Source organism: Octadecabacter sp. R77987 (genome assembly GCF_042466115.1).
Lineage (GTDB): Bacteria > Pseudomonadota > Alphaproteobacteria > Rhodobacterales > Rhodobacteraceae > SW4.
This window is the reverse complement of sequence record NZ_JAXHBQ010000001.1, coordinates 2,253,737-2,269,710: the sequence shown is the minus strand read 5'-3', so window position 1 is coordinate 2,269,710 and position 15,974 is coordinate 2,253,737. Positions and strand designations below refer to the sequence as shown.

17 protein-coding genes are annotated in these 15,974 nt (G+C 59.7%); 8 read left to right on the top strand and 9 right to left on the bottom strand.

Features of this window, described 5'->3' with window-relative positions:
• The first annotated feature begins 69 nt into the window (after nucleotides 1-69).
• Nucleotides 70-369 (top strand): I78 family peptidase inhibitor, encoded by a 300-nt coding sequence (locus SJY21_RS11445; protein ID WP_377510561.1) that lies wholly within the window; start codon nucleotides 70-72, stop codon nucleotides 367-369.
• Between the two features lie 225 nt (nucleotides 370-594).
• Nucleotides 595-936 carry a DUF2794 domain-containing protein gene (locus tag SJY21_RS11440; RefSeq protein WP_377510558.1) on the top strand — a complete coding sequence of 114 codons (342 nt, stop codon included), beginning with the start codon at nucleotides 595-597 and terminating at the stop codon, nucleotides 934-936.
• On the opposite strand, the gene SJY21_RS11435 is transcribed toward SJY21_RS11440, so the two are convergent.
• From SJY21_RS11435 to SJY21_RS11425, 3 genes are all read right to left on the bottom strand, one after another.
• Nucleotides 937-1,761: an NlpC/P60 family protein gene (locus SJY21_RS11435; RefSeq protein ID WP_377510555.1), complete on the bottom strand. Its 825-nt coding sequence runs from the start codon at nucleotides 1,759-1,761 to the stop codon at nucleotides 937-939.
• Nucleotides 1,758-3,143: a leucyl aminopeptidase family protein gene (locus SJY21_RS11430; protein WP_377510552.1), complete on the bottom strand. Its 1,386-nt coding sequence runs from the start codon at nucleotides 3,141-3,143 to the stop codon at nucleotides 1,758-1,760. Before SJY21_RS11430 ends, SJY21_RS11435 begins: the two co-directional genes overlap by 4 nt.
• A gap of 64 nt (nucleotides 3,144-3,207) precedes the next feature.
• The gene (locus SJY21_RS11425) at nucleotides 3,208-3,621 is read right to left on the bottom strand and encodes a hypothetical protein (RefSeq protein ID WP_377510548.1); all 414 of its coding nucleotides are present in this window, start codon (nucleotides 3,619-3,621) and stop codon (nucleotides 3,208-3,210) included.
• 110 nt (nucleotides 3,622-3,731) lie between these two features.
• Here SJY21_RS11425 and SJY21_RS11420 point away from each other — a divergent pair, with 110 nt between their 5' ends.
• The 3 genes from SJY21_RS11420 to SJY21_RS11410 are packed head-to-tail and all read left to right on the top strand — an operon-like array spanning nucleotide 3,732 to nucleotide 5,727.
• On the top strand, nucleotides 3,732-4,379 hold the full coding sequence (locus SJY21_RS11420; protein ID WP_377510545.1) for a carbonic anhydrase: 648 nt from the start codon (nucleotides 3,732-3,734) through the stop codon (nucleotides 4,377-4,379).
• Between the two features lie 56 nt (nucleotides 4,380-4,435).
• Nucleotides 4,436-5,419 carry a sodium-dependent bicarbonate transport family permease gene (locus SJY21_RS11415; RefSeq protein WP_377510542.1) on the top strand — a complete coding sequence of 328 codons (984 nt, stop codon included), beginning with the start codon at nucleotides 4,436-4,438 and terminating at the stop codon, nucleotides 5,417-5,419.
• Nucleotides 5,419-5,727 (top strand): P-II family nitrogen regulator, encoded by a 309-nt coding sequence (locus SJY21_RS11410; protein ID WP_377510539.1) that lies wholly within the window; start codon nucleotides 5,419-5,421, stop codon nucleotides 5,725-5,727. The genes SJY21_RS11415 and SJY21_RS11410 overlap by 1 nt, the downstream gene beginning before the upstream one ends.
• A gap of 21 nt (nucleotides 5,728-5,748) precedes the next feature.
• On the opposite strand, the gene SJY21_RS11405 is transcribed toward SJY21_RS11410, so the two are convergent.
• From SJY21_RS11405 to hemN, 5 genes are all read right to left on the bottom strand, one after another.
• Nucleotides 5,749-7,395, bottom strand: a complete 1,647-nt coding sequence (locus tag SJY21_RS11405) for a DUF4139 domain-containing protein (RefSeq protein ID WP_377510536.1) — start codon at nucleotides 7,393-7,395, stop codon at nucleotides 5,749-5,751.
• 85 nt (nucleotides 7,396-7,480) lie between these two features.
• Complete coding sequence (locus SJY21_RS11400) at nucleotides 7,481-7,975, bottom strand: methyltransferase family protein (RefSeq protein WP_377510533.1); 495 nt, start codon at nucleotides 7,973-7,975, stop codon at nucleotides 7,481-7,483.
• Between the two features lie 110 nt (nucleotides 7,976-8,085).
• A complete protein-coding gene (locus SJY21_RS11395; RefSeq protein WP_377510530.1) occupies nucleotides 8,086-9,108 on the bottom strand; it encodes an aspartate-semialdehyde dehydrogenase in 1,023 nt (340 codons plus the stop codon).
• A 65-nt stretch (nucleotides 9,109-9,173) separates the two neighbouring features.
• Nucleotides 9,174-10,346: an MFS transporter gene (locus tag SJY21_RS11390; protein ID WP_377510527.1), complete on the bottom strand. Its 1,173-nt coding sequence runs from the start codon at nucleotides 10,344-10,346 to the stop codon at nucleotides 9,174-9,176.
• A 50-nt stretch (nucleotides 10,347-10,396) separates the two neighbouring features.
• On the bottom strand, nucleotides 10,397-11,752 hold the full coding sequence (gene hemN / locus SJY21_RS11385) for an oxygen-independent coproporphyrinogen III oxidase (RefSeq protein ID WP_377510524.1): 1,356 nt from the start codon (nucleotides 11,750-11,752) through the stop codon (nucleotides 10,397-10,399).
• Between the two features lie 76 nt (nucleotides 11,753-11,828).
• Between hemN and fnrL the strand changes: the two genes are divergently transcribed.
• Entirely contained in the window at nucleotides 11,829-12,557 is a 729-nt protein-coding gene (fnrL, locus tag SJY21_RS11380) for a transcriptional regulator FnrL (RefSeq protein WP_377510521.1), read from the top strand.
• Between the two features lie 41 nt (nucleotides 12,558-12,598).
• Here fnrL and SJY21_RS11375 read toward each other — a convergent pair whose 3' ends face one another.
• Entirely contained in the window at nucleotides 12,599-13,444 is an 846-nt protein-coding gene (locus SJY21_RS11375) for a universal stress protein (RefSeq protein ID WP_377510518.1), read from the bottom strand.
• A gap of 199 nt (nucleotides 13,445-13,643) precedes the next feature.
• On the opposite strand from SJY21_RS11375, the gene ccoN reads away from it, so the two are divergent.
• Together ccoN and ccoO are read left to right on the top strand one after the other, a co-directional pair.
• The gene (gene ccoN / locus SJY21_RS11370; protein ID WP_377510515.1) at nucleotides 13,644-15,236 is read left to right on the top strand and encodes a cytochrome-c oxidase, cbb3-type subunit I; all 1,593 of its coding nucleotides are present in this window, start codon (nucleotides 13,644-13,646) and stop codon (nucleotides 15,234-15,236) included.
• Nucleotides 15,237-15,248: 12 nt separating this feature from the next.
• On the top strand, nucleotides 15,249-15,974 hold the full coding sequence (gene ccoO, locus SJY21_RS11365) for a cytochrome-c oxidase, cbb3-type subunit II (RefSeq protein WP_377510512.1): 726 nt from the start codon (nucleotides 15,249-15,251) through the stop codon (nucleotides 15,972-15,974).

The window sequence follows — 15,974 nt, the reverse complement described above, 5'->3', positions numbered from 1 at the left end:
TCCTTGAAACCGCAAGCAAGTTCAACGCAGATTCTTGCCAATCGCGACCAATGGGTCCAAAATACTAGGATGAAACGGTTTTTTCCAATCTTGCTGCTTGTGCTCGCCGCGTGCGAGGCACCGGTGCTGGACAGTCCAGATCAGCGGATTACCCAGCCACAGATGCCGATCATCGGCGACGACAGCTGTGGCGCGTCCCCCTATGCTGACCTGATCGGGCAGGACGCCACTGCGCTTGAACGTGTCCTGATCATGCGCCCCGTGCGCGTCATCCGCCCCGGAATGGCCGTGACGATGGATTACCGTGCCGAACGGATCAATTTTGACATCGCGCAAAGCCAGCGCATTCAGCGGATCTGGTGCGGCTAAAAGAAAACCCCCACGTTTGCACGCAGGGGTTCTTTTGGAATTGCGAGGTCCCGACACCACGTACTGGGTGGGGGCTGTTACCGCAGCGCCGGGACCATTTCGCTAATCCTCAGCTACATTTCGAATCCGGCAAATTCTGGGCAAATGCGGGGCCATTTCACGGTCAGCGCGGGCAAATGTCAGCTTTTACTTGATATGCGTGCGATTGCGCGCAACTCTGATCCCATGACAGTGCAAAACATCACGCCGTTCGGGGCCGCCTTGCCCGAACAGATCGCGTTCCACCGCACCGAACTAGGGCCGATTCTGGGGCTGTATGGCCGGATGGTCGCCGCAGGCGAATGGCGCGATTACGGCATTTCCTGCCTGCGCGATGTGGCGGTGTTTTCGGTGTTTCGGCGCACGGCTGAAAACCCGATTTACCGCATTGAAAAGCGCCCGCGTTTGCGTCTGAAACAGGGGCAGTATGCGGTCTTGGGCATGGATGGCCAGATCCTGAAACGCGGCAACGATCTGAAACAGGTGTTGCGGGTTCTGGAACGCAAACTGATCCGCGCGGTCCAGTGACTAAAGGCGCTTGCGCGCCGTCACATCACCATCACCCTGCGCCTTGATACGCAAGATGGCGGCATTGACCGTTTCATAGGCCACGGCCATGTGATGCGCATTGGCGTGCAACAGCGTATCAGCGTCCACCATCATCCCCACATGCCCTTTCCAGAACAGCAGGTCGCCGCGCTGCAATGGCGCGTCAGTCGCGATGTCGTGCCCAAGCGCGGCCTGTTGCATGTCGCTGTCACCCGGGCACGGGATGTCGCAGGCGCCCAGCGCGGCCTGCACAAGACCGGAACAATCAATCCCCAACGTGCTGTTGCCGCCCCAAAGATAGGGCGTGCCAAAATGCAGCTGCGCGACAGTCACCGGGTCCGTGAATGGCTGCGCAAGCGGGCGCAGGTGCTTTTTCGGAACAAACCCGTGGGGTGTCTCAAAAAACTTTGCCCGTTCGTCCAACACCTTCACCTGCGCCCCGAACGGCAGGTGCATCAGGTTCTTGGACTTGAACGTGTCCGCTTCATAGGCGTGGGTTGCGGGGGTGGCGACACGGTGGCTGACGTCAACCGGATCGCCCAGCGCATAGGTCGGAACATACCCGACGTAGCCATCAAGGTTTGATTGCACGAAACTCCAGCCCTCAACATCCTCGAACACCGTAACGGTTGTGCCAAGCAACAACTGTCGATCGCGTGTGCCTTTCGGGGTCTTGAACAGGTCCACAACCGGCAGCACCACGCCTTGCGCCCAGCCGTCGACGAAGCGGGGCGCGTCGACCTGCCCTTTCAGCGCGATTGCGGCGACACGGTCATTGGCGGGGGTAAGTCGGCGATCCATCACAGCCCCAAGATGTCAGGCAGGGCTTGCAAGAGCGCGCGGGTGCCCTGCCCGACACCGCCTTTCGGGCGGGCGGGTGCCGCGCTGGGTTGCCAGCCATAAATGTCGAAATGGGTATAGGGCGCGGTGCTGACAAAGCGGCGCAAGAACAGGGCCGCCGTGGTCGCGCCTGCAAAACCGCCTTTTGGGGCGTTGTCCAGGTCGGCCACGCCGGGTTCGATCATTGATTCATAGGGATCGTGGAAGGGCATGCGCCAGACCGGATCGGCAACTGTGCGTGACGCCGTAGTCAGCGCGCTTGCCATGTTGTCGTCATCCGTAAAGAACGGCGCGATGTCGGGGCCAACTGCCACCCGCGCGGCCCCCGTCAGCGTCGCCATCGATATGATCTGGTCGGGTCTGTCTTCGTCGGCATAGGCCAGCGCATCGGCCAGCACCAACCGCCCTTCGGCATCGGTATTGTTGATTTCAACTGTCAGACCCTTGCGGCTGGTCAGGATATCCTGCGGCCGGAATGCATTGCCGCCGATGCTGTTTTCAACGGCGGGGATCAACACGCGCAACTGCACGGGCAGGCCCAGCGCCATGATCATATGTGCAAGGCCCAGCACGGCCGCTGCCCCACCCATATCCTTTTTCATCAAGCCCATGGACGCGCCCGGTTTGATATTCAGCCCGCCGGTATCGAAACATACGCCTTTGCCAACAAGGGTCAGTTTCGGGCCCGCCTTGCCCCAACGCAAATCAATCAGGCGCGGCGCGCGATCTGCGGCCCGCCCAACGGCATGGATCATCGGAAAGTTTTCCACCAACAGGTCGCCGCCCGTTATGACGGCGATGTTGGCGCTGTGACGCTTTGCCAGATCACGCGCTGCCGCTTCAAGGTTGTCCGGCCCCATTTCCGACGCAGGCGTGTTGATCAGATCACGGGTCAGACACTCGCCAGCGGCGATGATCATAAGGCGGTTCGCGTCAATCCCGTCGGGGGCGACAAGCTGCGCCGCCATCGGTTTCTTCGCGGCGTAGCGATCAAACCGGTAACTGGCGAGGAGGTAACCAAGAGCGGCCTCCTCAAGCGCGGATATCTTCAACCCGTCTGCCAATTGATAGGTCCCTTGCGGCAGCTTTCCCAACGCTTTGGCGGCAAGGAACCGACCGCGTTTTTGCGCCTCGGCATTGCCCAGCCCGATCAGCGCGGCGGCCACTGCGCCATCCGCGTTCGGCAAGATCACGCAATCGCCAGCACCACCCTGAAATCCGTTCGCGCGCGCCCAGGCTGCCTGTGCCTGCGGCAAAGATTCCAGTGCGTTCTGGGTGCCATCCGGGTCGCAGGCGATCAACGGGATCGCGTCTGGTGACGGTGCGGCAAATGTCGGCGTGAACATGATCAAGGCTCCGGCTGCGGTGCCGTGACTTTATCGGGTTATGTCCTTCCCGCAAGGGGCCGGATCATGCGCCCTGGTCTTGCAAGTTTCCCACCTCGAACAAAGCAATGTCCGCGATGCGGGCCAAACGGGCCACTGTCGCGGCGACACCCATGTCGTCACAGTTGCGCACCGAAATCACCACATCGCGCGCAACCTTGGCCAGCAACGGCAAACCAATGCAATCGGCAAGATCCACGACCGATCTGGCGCGCGTTGCCAGCCCCTCGAAGTCGCAAGCTGTGTGAAAATCGACGATCCGGCGCATGTGGCGCGTCAGATCCTCCAACTTGTTGCAAATCGCTTCTTCGGCCCCGATCTCGCCCAGGGTGTCGACCATCTGCGAAATCGGCACCGGATCAACGCGCAGCGTATCGCGCGGACGCAGCAAGAAAACCTGCGCACAGTCGCGCATATCACGGGTCGGATCATGTTTCATATGGCCGTTCTAGCCAGACATGGTTCCCAACCGGTTTATGCAGGGCGCAAAAATCGCTCGAAATTCGTGAAAATCCGGCCTATTCATGCCCGCAACCAAGGAAACCAAGTATGAAATTTGCCAAGCCACTGCCCGACTACCTTGTGAAACGTTATCACGGGTGGAAGGCAACATCATTTACCGACAACCGCAGCTGGTATCGCCACTTGGCCGAGATGGGCCAGCATCCGCGTGCGATGGTCGTGTCATGCTGTGACAGCCGTGTGCATGTGACCTCGATCTTTGGAGCCGATCAGGGCGAATTCTTTATCCACCGCAACATTGCCAACCTGATCCCGCAATACACGCCCGATGGCGATCATCACGGGACATCGGCCGCGATCGAATATGCCGTCAGCACCCTCAAGGTCGCGCATCTTATTGTGCTGGGGCATTCCAACTGTGGTGGCGTGCAGGGGTGTTATGACATGTGTTCGGGTCATGCGCCGGAACTGGAAAAATCGACAAGTTTCGTAGGTCGGTGGATGGATATCCTGCGCCCCGGTTTTGATCGTCTGAACAAGGGGGACGACGCCGCGCGCCTGCGTCAGCTGGAAAAGGAATCCGTGTTGGTGTCGCTGGAAAACCTGATGACATTTCCTTTTGTGCAAGCCGCAATTGATGACGGAATGCTGTCGCTGCATGGCATGTGGACGGATATTGGCGAAGGCGGGCTGGAAACCTATGACCCTCTTTCTGACGGTTTTGTTCAGGTATAGCATTTACATTCACGCAAGAGGTGCTAACTGACCCCAAGTCAACTTGGAGTGAGACATTGGCCGATATCATCGACCTTGCCGCAACGAACCTGCTGTCCCCTGTCATTTTGTTTTTCGTGCTTGGCCTTGCCGCTGCTTTGGCCCGATCTGACCTGTCCGTCCCCGAAGCGGTCGCCAAAGGCCTGTCGCTTTATCTGCTGTTCGCGATCGGGTTCAAGGGCGGGGCGAGCGTGGCGGCGCACGGCGTCGATGCGCGCCTGCTGGCCAGCCTTGGCGCAGGGGTGATCCTGTCGTTCGTGCTGCCCTTCATCGCGTTTGGATTGTTGCGAGTGATGACGAACCTGAACCGGTTGGATTCAGCGGCGGTCGCGGCGCATTACGGGTCGATTTCGATTGTGACGTTTGTCGCCGCCTCATCGGTTCTTGAAGGCCGCATGATCGACGCCGAAGGTTATATGGTCGCCGTGGCTGCTGCGATGGAAGCGCCCGCGATCCTGTCGGCCTTGTGGCTGGTTGCTCGCAGCGCGCCCGATGGTGGGCGGATGGATGCGACCTTGTTGCGTGAAATCCTGCTGAACGGATCCATCGTGCTTTTGGTCGGGTCCTTCGCGATTGGCGCAATCACGGGGCAAGACGGGCTGGACAAGATATCCAGCTTTATCGTCGCGCCGTTCACCGGAGTTTTGTGTCTGTTCCTGCTGGACATGGGCCTTGTCGCCGGGCGGGGCCTGCGCGAAGTGCGCGGCCAGCTCAGCCTTGGCACGGTTGCATTCGCGATGGTCATGCCGCTGGTCGGGTCGCTGCTGGGCCTTGGGTTCGGCGTGCTGATCGGGCTGTCGGCGGGCGGCGTGGCGCTGATGATGGTGCTGTCGGCCTCGGCCAGTTATATTGCCGTGCCCGCCGCCATGCGCGTCGCCCTACCCGAGGCGAACCCGTCGATCTATCTGACGTTGTCGCTGGGTGTTACATTCCCGTTCAATCTTACCATTGGCATTCCGCTGTATGTGGCGGTGGCCAGCGCAATCGTGGGGGTCACCTGATGGAAACGCACAAGGCAAAACGCGTGGCAATCATCATCGAAGCACCGATGGAGCGTCGCCTGACCGACGCATTGGACGAGGCGGGCGTGCAGGGCTATTCGATCCTGCCGGTGCTGGGCGGATCGGGGCGTTCGGGCCAATGGTCGCGCGAGGGGCAAGTGGGGCGTTCCGGGATGATGCAAGTTATCTGCATCATCCGGCCGGAACGTCTGGATGATCTGCTCGACGCCGCGTTCAAGGTGGTTGAGCGGCACATGGGCGTCGTCACGATCAGCGACTGCGAAGTGCTGCGGGCCGAGCGGTTTTAGGAACGGCCCGCAACGTGCGTGCTATTGCAGCACATATCCCGTGGGCCATGTCAGGCTGCTTTCCAGCGTGATTTCCTGTTCTTCGCCTGCGCCCAGATCAAACTGCCATTCCAGCACGCCGCGCCGCCCTTCGGGGGCTTCCACGGTGACGGGCAGGCTGGCGGTGTAATCCACCACAAGATCGTCCTGATCAGAATAGTAGGTGCGGTCACGCAGGCGGATTGGCCAAGTTTCACCGGTCAGGTTTTCAACGGTGATCACGGCGGTTTCGGTCTGCTGGTTGCTGCGCGAAATCACCCCTATATCGCCCTCGGTCCGGTTGGGCACGATGCGGGTCAGGCGGATCCCATCGATCACGCCAAAGCCGATTTTCGTGTCGTCACCAGCGGCGACCAGCGGCAGATCGGTAAAGCCCACAAGGCTGCCATCAGCGATCAACAAGGCCTGACCGGGCAGGATCACCTCGCCCGTGGTGTTGGTCATTTCAGCGACCATATAAGCGCTGTCGTCACCCAACGGCGCGGCGGCGGCCCAGATTTCGGGCGTGACGGTCTGTGTGTCCAGCGTCAGGCGCAGATCGTCCACACCGTCACGGATCGTGACGCTGCCAGAGTAAGTATAGGTGACGTTTGCGCCCTGAAAATTGGCGGTCATGCCACGTTCTTCCATCACAACCACCGGGGCCATTTCCATCGCCGGTTCCGCCATCCCGCCCAAGGCGCTGACATCCGCACCGCGCGCGCGATCCAACTCGACCTCGCTGATGATCCGGCGCGGGATTCCATACACCTCGCCAGCAGCACTTTGTTCACCGGGGCGGGCGGTGGACAGGGTCAGTGCCACGCCGTCCCAATCTTCGCCGCTGTATTGGGTCACCAGCACGTTGCGGTCAATTTCAAGGGTCGGGGTGTCGCCGCGGGTCAGGCGCAGATCGTAGGTGGGGCGCCACATGGCCTCGCTGACGATCGTGGAAATATCCAGCGTGACAGGGCCGTCCGTTTCGGTTTGCACGGTCAGGGTCAACACGGCACCCTGATCGACGGGGGCTGTCAGCGCGGCAAGGGCCTGTCGCGCCTTATCCAGCAATTCGGCATCATCGGCACGGGCGCGCAGGGCGGCTTGAGCTTCCACCTCGGCCTCAAGCGCGGATTGTTGCGCGGCAAGGACTTCGGACCCAACCAGCTGCGCCAGCGCGCGGATATCATCCGGCGATGCCGCAGCCAGACCGTCCTGATTGCCAAGCCCGCGCAAGAACGCGACCTGTTCTTCGGCGGCGGCTACACGCAAACGGATCATGGAAATCTTGGTGTCGTGGTCACGCAAGACCTGTTCAAGCCGTTCCACCTCGGCCTTAGCGGTTTCAACCTCGGCGCTGGGGGTGTCGTCGGTGACGGGCTGACGGCCCGTGGCAAGCGACACAGCGCCGATCCGCACACCGTCCGATGGCGTTACGCGCAGGGCATCGGCATAGGTGTTTTCGGGCAGGCCCGGCACAACAACCTCATGCGTGCCAGCGGGCACATCGACAATAACTTGGCGCGTAACGCTGGCGCCTTCGGGGTAGATTGTTACGGCGGTGATATCGGCAGGTGCCTCGAACCGATCAGCCAGCGCGGGGGTGGCGGCGATCAGGGCAACAAGGCTGGACGCAAGAATGGGGCGCAACATCGGGTACTCCTAAATAGTCGTGTGCATGAGAGTATGACGCGCGCCAAAGTGCAATCCTTGGCGCGCTGGAAAAAATCCACCCGCCTTAGGCACCGTCCGGTGCGTTGTATGGCCGTAGATTTGGCACCCAACGTGGCACGGCAGATTTGTAGTGGCGGTAGACACTACCGAAACGCCTTTCCAGCGCGGGTTCTTCCGAATAGATGAAATAGACTGTGTTGAGGGCAAAAAAGACAACCGCCCAGCCCAAGAGGGCAAAGCTGCTGAACGCAATGGATTCAGCAGCAATCATGATCATGACCGAGGTTAGCATCGGGTTGCGCACGTAGCTGTAAGGGCCACTCACCACGAATTTTGTGGGCGGGTCCCAAGGGGCTGGCGTTCCTTTGCCCTGAAGCACGAAAAGCCGCATGGTTGTTGCGGCCAGCGCAATCGCGGGAACGGCCAGCACAAAGGCGATGCTCCAAGCCGTGACACCGCCGACAGACCCGCCGAACGGCCAGCCACCCGTGAAATAGTGAATGAGCAGCGGCACATAGACCAAAGCAGTGCCCGGCAGGATCAAGACGGTTTTGATCATTCTCCACAACATGACAGCAGTCTACCACATTGGGCCGAGCGCAACATCTTGTTTCCGGCCGCGCAGGTGCACGGCCGGAAACAATGTTGTCATATCCTAAATTGGGCTGACTAGCCCTTTTTCAGCACTTTCGCGCCCAGTAGTTCGGCGATCTGCACGGCGTTCAGGGCGGCACCCTTGCGCAGATTGTCGCTGACGCACCACAGGTTCAGGCCGTTATCAATCGTGCTGTCCTGACGGATGCGGCTGACAAAGGTGGCAAAATCGCCAACGCATTCGATCGGGGTGACGTAGCCACCGTCCTCGCGCTTGTCGATCACCATGATGCCGGGGGATTCGCGCAGGATGTCACGGGCCTCGTCCTCGTCCAGGAACTCTTCGAATTCGATGTTGATCGATTCCGAATGGCCGACAAACACAGGCACGCGCACGCAAGTGGCCGTGACCTTGATTGCCGGATCGACGATCTTTTTGGTCTCGGCGACCATTTTCCATTCTTCCTTGGTGTCACCGCTGTCCATGAACACGTCAATATGCGGGATCACGTTGAACGCGATCTGCTTGGGGTAGACGCTTGGCGCGACTTCCTGACCGGGGACGTAAACGCCCTTGGTCTGGTTCCAAAGCTCGTCGATCGCGTCTTTGCCGCTGCCGGATACGGACTGGTAGGTCGATACGACAACGCGCTTGATCTTGGCGCGGTCGTGCAGGGGTTTCAGGGCGACAACCATCTGCGCGGTGGAACAGTTGGGATTGGCGATGATGTTTTTCTTGGCATAGCCGTGAATCGCATCGGCGTTCACTTCGGGCACGATCAGCGGCACATCGGGGTCATAGCGATACAGCGACGAATTGTCGATCACGACACAACCCGCCTTGGCGGCCTTGGGTGCATAAATCTTGGTCGCGTCCGAACCGACGGCGAACAGGGCCATATCCCAGCCCGTGAAATCAAAGGTATCAAGGTCTTGGGTTTTCAGGGTCTTGTCGCCAAACGAAACTTCGGTGCCCAGCGATTTGCGGCTGGCCAGAACGGCAACCTCATCGGCGGGAAACTGGCGTTCGGCCAGAATGTTCAGCATTTCGCGGCCCACGTTACCTGTGGCACCGACAACGACGACTTTATAGCCCATCTTTATGGCTCCTTGGTTTAACCGCGTGCTGCATAGCGGCATTGGCGACCAAGGGGAAGGGGCGACTAATCGGTGCGGTCGCGACTAAAGGCATAGACGGCAAGGCCGGCGCAGATCAGCAGGCCATAGAACAGAAAAATCGACTGGTAAGCCTGCGTTGCGCCCGCGTCCGAGGACACATCGTAAATGCGCCCCGTGACGAACTGCATCAGGCCGACGCCACCGATCCCAAAGAGGTTCATCAAGGTCACGCCCCGCCCCGTCAGATGCGCGGGAAAGAACGCGCGGCCATGGGCGATCAGCACAGGAAAAGACGCACCAAACAGGCCGACCACACCCAGCAGGACGGCGGAATACCAGATAGACGTATCAGGCATCGCAAACAGCGCGAAACAGCCCAGCGCGCCGATGGCATTGCCACCAAAGATTACCCATTTGCGGGTTTTCAGCAGCCGATCCATCGGCCCGTAAAGGAAATTGCCCGCAACCATCGCCAGCCCCATGATCAGCGTGACCTGCCCGATGCGGATCGCATCTGCGCCAAACACATCGGCCGCATATGGCCCCGCCCAAAGCCCGCGCAAACCAGCCGAGGGCGCGTAGTTGACGAACATCATCGGAAAGATCAGCCAAAGTGCGGGGATTTTCAGCAGATCGAGGACCGAGCCCTTTTGGTCATGCTGGACCTTTTCCGGATCACTGACGGTGACATAGATCAGCGCGGCAACAGCAAAAGTCACCGCCGCCAGCCCGAACAGCGTTTCACGCCAGCCAAAGGCTTCGGCGGCCCACGCCATAGGCGCTGAACTCGCGATATTGCCAAGAGATCCGAACCCGATCACAGCGCCGGCCAATGTGGCAAAGACCGCCACCGGATAGACCCGCGCAAAGATGTAATAGGACGCCATCAGAACAGGGGAACAGCCGATCCCGATCAGCACCATTGCGATGGAAATATGCGCCGGTGTGGTTGCCATGGCAAAGACCAGCGCGCCACCTGCCCCGCCCAGCGCAAACAGACCCGCAGCCGTGCGCCGTGGTCCGATGCTATCAAGTGCGGCTCCGACCGGAATTTGCATCGCAGCGAATACCAGAAACCAAAGGCCCGAAGCCTGCGCCAGATCTTCGGGTGTCGCGCCAATATCAGCGCTCAGCGCAGGCGCAAGTACGGCCAGAAAGGCACGGTAAAACTGGCTTAGGACATAAGCCAGCACAAGAACGACGATACCCAGACGCATTGCGATCCCCCTTGCGGCCAGCTTTGTCACTGGCACCAAGGGGGTGCAAGCTACATCGCGCGGCTGTGGCGGCCTTCGGGCATGACGTAGCCATCAAGTTCCTGCGCCGCGATCCGTGCAATTAGCCGCGCGCTTTGGGTGATGTGGATCACATCGCCGCGCAGTTCGACAAATTCACCAAGGCGGTCGCGCAGGGCTTGGGTCCGGTCACGCAATGCCGCGATGGGTTCGTTGAATTTTTCGGCGATTTCAGCAAGGTCCAGTTCAAAGCGACACATGATCATTTCGATCATCGCGGCGCGAAGCTGGTCCTCATCGGTCATCGTGTGGCCGCGTTCCGTGGCAAGGTGGCCGTCCTGAATGGCCTTGGCATATTTCGACGAGGTCGACAGGTTTTGCGCATAGCCCTGCGGATACCGCGAAATGGCGGACGCGCCCATGCCGATCAGCACATCGGAATTGTCATCCGTGTAGCCTTGGAAATTGCGGCGCATGGTCTTGGTGCGATCCGCATCGGCAAGGCTGTCGCCCTCGCGCGCGTAATGGTCGATGCCGATTTCGCGGTAGCCGTCCCATTTGAACAGGCGGCGGGCGGTATCGAACAATTCCAGCCGTTCTTCGGCGTCCGGCAAAGCATCTGCCGGAATCATCACCTGCCGCTTGGCCATCCACGGCACATGCGCATAGCCATAAAGCGCGACACGATCGGGCGTCAGTGACAGCACTTTTTGCACGCTATCGGTCATGCGCGATTTGGTCTGGTGCGGCAGACCATAGAGCACGTCCATGTTCAGGCTTTTCACACCAGCGCGGCGCAGCATGTCGACCACGTTATTGGTCACGTCAAAGCTTTGGATGCGCCCGATTGATTCTTGCACCAGCGGGTCGAAATCCTGCACGCCGATGCTGGCGCGCGTCATGCCGACATCCATGAGCGCATCTATGCGCGCCTGATCAACTTCGGTCGGGTCAATTTCGACCGAGAATTGCAAATTGTCGGCCTCGGCGCGCAAACCCCGCAGGGATTCGCCCAGCGCGCGCAGCATATGCGGCGGAAGAAGGGTTGGCGTGCCGCCGCCAAAATGGATCTGGCTGATCACAACGTCCTGCGGCAAAAGCGCGTCAATCAACGCCAATTCATCTTTAAGTTGTTGCAAATAAGGGACCAGCGGGCGGTCTGTCGTCGTGCCTTGGGTGCGGCAGGCGCAGAACCAGCACAGCCGACGGCAATAGGGAATATGCACATAAAGCGATACCCGCGCGCCCGGTTTGATCGTCCTGATCCAGTCGGCTGTCGTGTCCGGTGTCACGTCATTGGCAAAGTGGTTCGCGGGTGGGTAACTTGTATAACGCGGTGCACGCGCGTCAAATAGACCCAGATCGCGAAGTCGTTTAACGGAGGGCATTGCATATCCTTTGGAAAAATGAACTACACTGCCCCCAGCCCGAATGCGAACAGGGGGCACAGAAATGGCCAAAACGATGACCGCCGAGATCGATTGTGCGGAATGCCCGATCAGGCACCGCGCCGTTTGCGCAAAATGCGAGACGGACGAACTCGAAACACTTGAAGAGATCAAATACTACCGCAACTATTCTGCGGGGCAGACGATTTGCTGGGCGGGCGACGACATGCCGTTCGTCGCGTCCGTTGTGCGTGGCGTATCGTCCCTGAGCCAGACCATGGAGGACGGGCGCACACAGATGGTCGGTTTGCTGCTGCCGTCCGACTTTATCGGTCGTCCGGGCCGGTCGCGGTCGCCCTATGATGTTGTCGCCGTGTCCGATGTGACGATGTGCTGTTTCCGCCGCAAGCCGTTCGAGGAACTGCTGGCCACAACGCCCTCGATTTCCGAACGTCTGCTTGAAATGACGATGGACGAACTGGACGCGGCGCGCGAATGGATGCTGATCCTTGGCCGCAAGACCGCGCGCGAGAAAATCGCCAGCCTGCTGACAATCCTTGCGCGGCGCGAGGCCAGCATCGGCATGGCCGCGCGTGGCGCCACAGTGTCGATTGATCTGCCGCTGACGCGCGAGGCGATGGCGGATTATCTTGGGCTGACGCTTGAAACCGTCAGCCGCCAGATTTCCGCCCTCAAGCGTGAAGGCGTGATCGTGCTGGACGGCAAGCGCCGTGTGCAGGTGCCCGATATCGGTCGCCTTGTGATGGAAACCGGCGACGACATGGATGGCGGCATGATCGCCTGACGCAGCACTACGCAGATTTGTGTGCATCGCCGCACCTCGCATCAGTGCGCCATCAGCAGGGGCAGCTCGGCCCCCTCCAGCATATCGCGAGTCGCGCCACCCAGAATCGCCTCGCGCATGCGCGAGTGGCCGTAAGCACCCATGACGATCAGGTCTGCGTCGCGATCACTGGCAAACCGCGCCATGACGTCGGACACCCGCGGCAGGGTGCGCGACAGGATTGACACCTCGGCCTTGATGCCGTGGCGCGCCAGCATCACGCAGATTGCGCCACCGGGGTCGGATCGTTCCGGCGAATGGCTGGGCGGATCGACCATCACCACATCCACGCGGTCGGCTGCCTGTAGAATCGGAAGCGCCTTGCGAATTGCCGCAAAGGCTTCGTCGCTTTCGTTCCAAGCCACGACGACCCGTTCAAACGGGGCGGAATAATCAATGTCCGACGTTGGCGGAATCACAAGGATCGGCGCGCCGGTGCCAAACAGTGACGCCTCAAGCGCGCTTACCTGCAAGGGGCCACGCCCGTCGCCATAGGGCTGAGAAGCCACGACAAGATCGCAATACCGCGATAGCCGCGAAATCATTCCGTCAAGGCCCAGATTGGGCACGACGCTGGATTGCACCGCAAAGGCGAGACCCGCGTTCTTCAAGCTGGAGCGCACCCATTTCGCAAGTTCCTCGGCCCTTTCGTGGGCTTCGGCCGCACCTGATTCCATCACGATCATTGCCGAACCGGCGGGGAGCGGCTCATACCGGGCCGGATCAACGCCGATGCAATAGACATCAAGATGAGCATCGTTCTGGCGTGCCAACCGCTGCGCCGCATCAAGGGCGGCGGCGTCCACGTCTTTGTCTGTCACGACGAGCGAGAGTGTCTTGTAGGCCATGGTCGATTCCCTTTTTGCGGCTGAACCTTGTCCAAGAACTGGCAGGTCGCAGCCCAGCCGCCCTTGATATCTATCAATCAATGACGCGGGAAAACTTGACATGGATCAAGGCGACGCACCCTCTTGAAATGTGAAACCCCCTCTCATGAGACAAAACCGTTCACGAATCCGTGCGCGGTAAACGAAGGGAACGCATGTCATGTGGGATTGGATCAAGATTGCGCTTTTGGGGCTGATTGCCCTGGGCGCAGCATTGGCGGCGAACTGGGCAAGAGATTTGGCTTATCAAATCCATGCCCTGATCGTCATGGCCGTCGCGGCCGGACTGTTCATCTGGTCAGTCAGAAAAGCTGGGGACGAAAAAGGCCCCGTTGAAACCGGATACATGGATGGTGTCATCCGTGCCGGTGTGATCGCAACGACCTTTTGGGGCGTCACCGGATTTCTGGTGGGTGTCTGGATCGCTTTCCAGCTTGCTTTCCCGCAGCTGAACTATGAATTCTTGCAGGGTTATGGCAACTTTGGCCGCCTGCGTCCGTTGCACACTTCGGCGGTGATCTTTGCCTTTGGCGGCAACGCGCTGATTGCGACATCCTTTTACGTGGTCCAACGCACAAGTGCGGCGCGCCTTTGGGGCGGCAACCTGTCGTGGTTCGTCTTCTGGGGTTACCAGCTCTTTATCGTTCTGGCGGCCACCGGCTATCTGATGGGCGCCACGCAATCGCGCGAATACGCCGAGCCTGAATGGTATGTTGACCTGTGGCTGACAATTGTCTGGGTCGCCTATCTGCTGGTCTTCATGGGCACACTTCTCAAGCGCAAGGAGCCACACATCTATGTGGCCAACTGGTTCTTCCTGTCGTTCATCATCACCGTTGCGATGCTGCACGTGGTCAATAACCTCGCCATTCCGGTGTCGTTCCTTGGCTCGCGTTCGGTCAGCGCCTTTGCAGGTGTGCAGGACGCGATGACCCAGTGGTGGTATGGCCACAACGCCGTGGGCTTCTTCCTGACGGCGGGTTTCCTTGGGATGATGTATTACTTTGTGCCCAAGCAGGCTGAAAAGCCTGTGTTCAGCTACAAGCTGTCGATCATCCACTTCTGGGCGCTGATCTTTCTTTATATCTGGGCCGGTCCACACCACCTGCATTACACCGCGCTGCCTGACTGGGCATCGACCCTTGGCATGGTGTTCTCGATCGTGCTGTGGATGCCAAGCTGGGGCGGGATGATCAACGGCCTGATGACGCTGAACGGCGCATGGGACAAGATCCGCACCGACCCGATTATCCGGATGATGGTCATTTCGCTGGGCTTTTACGGGATGTCCACATTCGAGGGTCCGATGATGTCGATCCGCGCCGTGAACTCCCTGTCGCACTACACCGACTGGACCATTGGGCACGTGCACTCCGGTGCGCTTGGCTGGAATGGCATGATCACCTTCTCGGCGCTTTATTTCCTGACGCCGAAACTGTGGAACAAGCAGCGCCTCTATAGCCTGACACTGGTCAGCTGGCACTTCTGGCTCGCGACGATCGGGATCATCCTTTACGCGGCCTCGATGTGGGTTACGGGGATCATGGAAGGCCTGATGTGGCGTGAAGTTGACGCACAGGGTTTCCTCGTGAACTCGTTCGCTGACACCGTGAGCGCCAAGTTCCCGATGTATGTGGTGCGCGGCCTTGGTGGGCTGATGTATCTCACCGGTGCGCTGATCATGACCTATAACCTGTGGATGACCGCATTCGGCAAAAAGTCGGCTGCAATCGTCACCGCACCAGCAGAATAAGGAGGAACGAACATGGCTTTCCTTGATCGTCACAAAGTTCTTGAGAAGAACGCGACCTTATTGCTGGCGGGTAGCCTTCTGGTCGTGACTGTCGGCGGTATCGTCGAAATCGCACCGCTTTTCTATCTGGAAAACACCATCGAAGAAGTGGAGGGCATGCGCCCCTACTCGCCGCTGGAATTGACCGGACGCGAGATTTACATCCGCGAGGGGTGCTACGTCTGTCACAGCCAGATGATCCGCCCGATGCGCGACGAGGTCGAGCGTTATGGCCACTACTCGCTGGCGGCGGAATCGATGTATGACCATCCGTTCCAGTGGGGCTCGAAACGGACAGGGCCTGATCTTGCCCGCGTCGGTGGCCGCTATTCGGACGAATGGCATGTGGATCACCTGACCGATCCACAGTCTGTTGTGCCGGAATCGGTGATGCCGGCCTATGGCTACCTGACCGACACATTGATCGAGCCGACCTATATCGAAGATCTGCTGGGGACACATGCCATGGTTGGCGTGCCCTACACCGAAGAAATGATCGCATCAGCAAGTGCCGACTTTATGGTGCAGGTCGATCCATTCGGCGATTTCGATGGTCTGCTGGAACGCTATCCGGGCGCGCAGGTGCGCAACTTTGACGGCCAACCGGGCGTCAGTGAAATGGATGCGTTGGTCGCTTACCTGCAAATGCTGGGCACGTTGGTCGATTTCTCGACCTTCACACCCGAAGCAAGCCGCTAG

Bases quoted from the DNA above. Each gene is read 5' to 3' on its own strand.
- hemN (WP_377510524.1), bottom strand. From the start codon at position 11,752: ATGCCCTCCGTTAAACGACTTCGCGATCTGGGTCTATTTGACGCGCGT.
- SJY21_RS11440 (WP_377510558.1), top strand. From the start codon at position 595: ATGACAGTGCAAAACATCACGCCGTTCGGGGCCGCCTTGCCCGAACAG.
- SJY21_RS11420 (WP_377510545.1), top strand. From the start codon at position 3,732: ATGAAATTTGCCAAGCCACTGCCCGACTACCTTGTGAAACGTTATCAC.
- ccoN (WP_377510515.1), top strand. From the start codon at position 13,644: ATGTGGGATTGGATCAAGATTGCGCTTTTGGGGCTGATTGCCCTGGGC.
- SJY21_RS11425 (WP_377510548.1), bottom strand. From the start codon at position 3,621: ATGAAACATGATCCGACCCGTGATATGCGCGACTGTGCGCAGGTTTTC.
- ccoO (WP_377510512.1), top strand. From the start codon at position 15,249: ATGGCTTTCCTTGATCGTCACAAAGTTCTTGAGAAGAACGCGACCTTA.
- SJY21_RS11375 (WP_377510518.1), bottom strand. From the start codon at position 13,444: ATGGCCTACAAGACACTCTCGCTCGTCGTGACAGACAAAGACGTGGAC.
- fnrL (WP_377510521.1), top strand. From the start codon at position 11,829: ATGACCGCCGAGATCGATTGTGCGGAATGCCCGATCAGGCACCGCGCC.
- SJY21_RS11390 (WP_377510527.1), bottom strand. From the start codon at position 10,346: ATGCGTCTGGGTATCGTCGTTCTTGTGCTGGCTTATGTCCTAAGCCAG.
- SJY21_RS11430 (WP_377510552.1), bottom strand. From the start codon at position 3,143: ATGTTCACGCCGACATTTGCCGCACCGTCACCAGACGCGATCCCGTTG.
- SJY21_RS11445 (WP_377510561.1), top strand. From the start codon at position 70: ATGAAACGGTTTTTTCCAATCTTGCTGCTTGTGCTCGCCGCGTGCGAG.
- SJY21_RS11405 (WP_377510536.1), bottom strand. From the start codon at position 7,395: ATGTTGCGCCCCATTCTTGCGTCCAGCCTTGTTGCCCTGATCGCCGCC.
- SJY21_RS11410 (WP_377510539.1), top strand. From the start codon at position 5,419: ATGGAAACGCACAAGGCAAAACGCGTGGCAATCATCATCGAAGCACCG.
- SJY21_RS11400 (WP_377510533.1), bottom strand. From the start codon at position 7,975: ATGATCAAAACCGTCTTGATCCTGCCGGGCACTGCTTTGGTCTATGTG.
- SJY21_RS11395 (WP_377510530.1), bottom strand. From the start codon at position 9,108: ATGGGCTATAAAGTCGTCGTTGTCGGTGCCACAGGTAACGTGGGCCGC.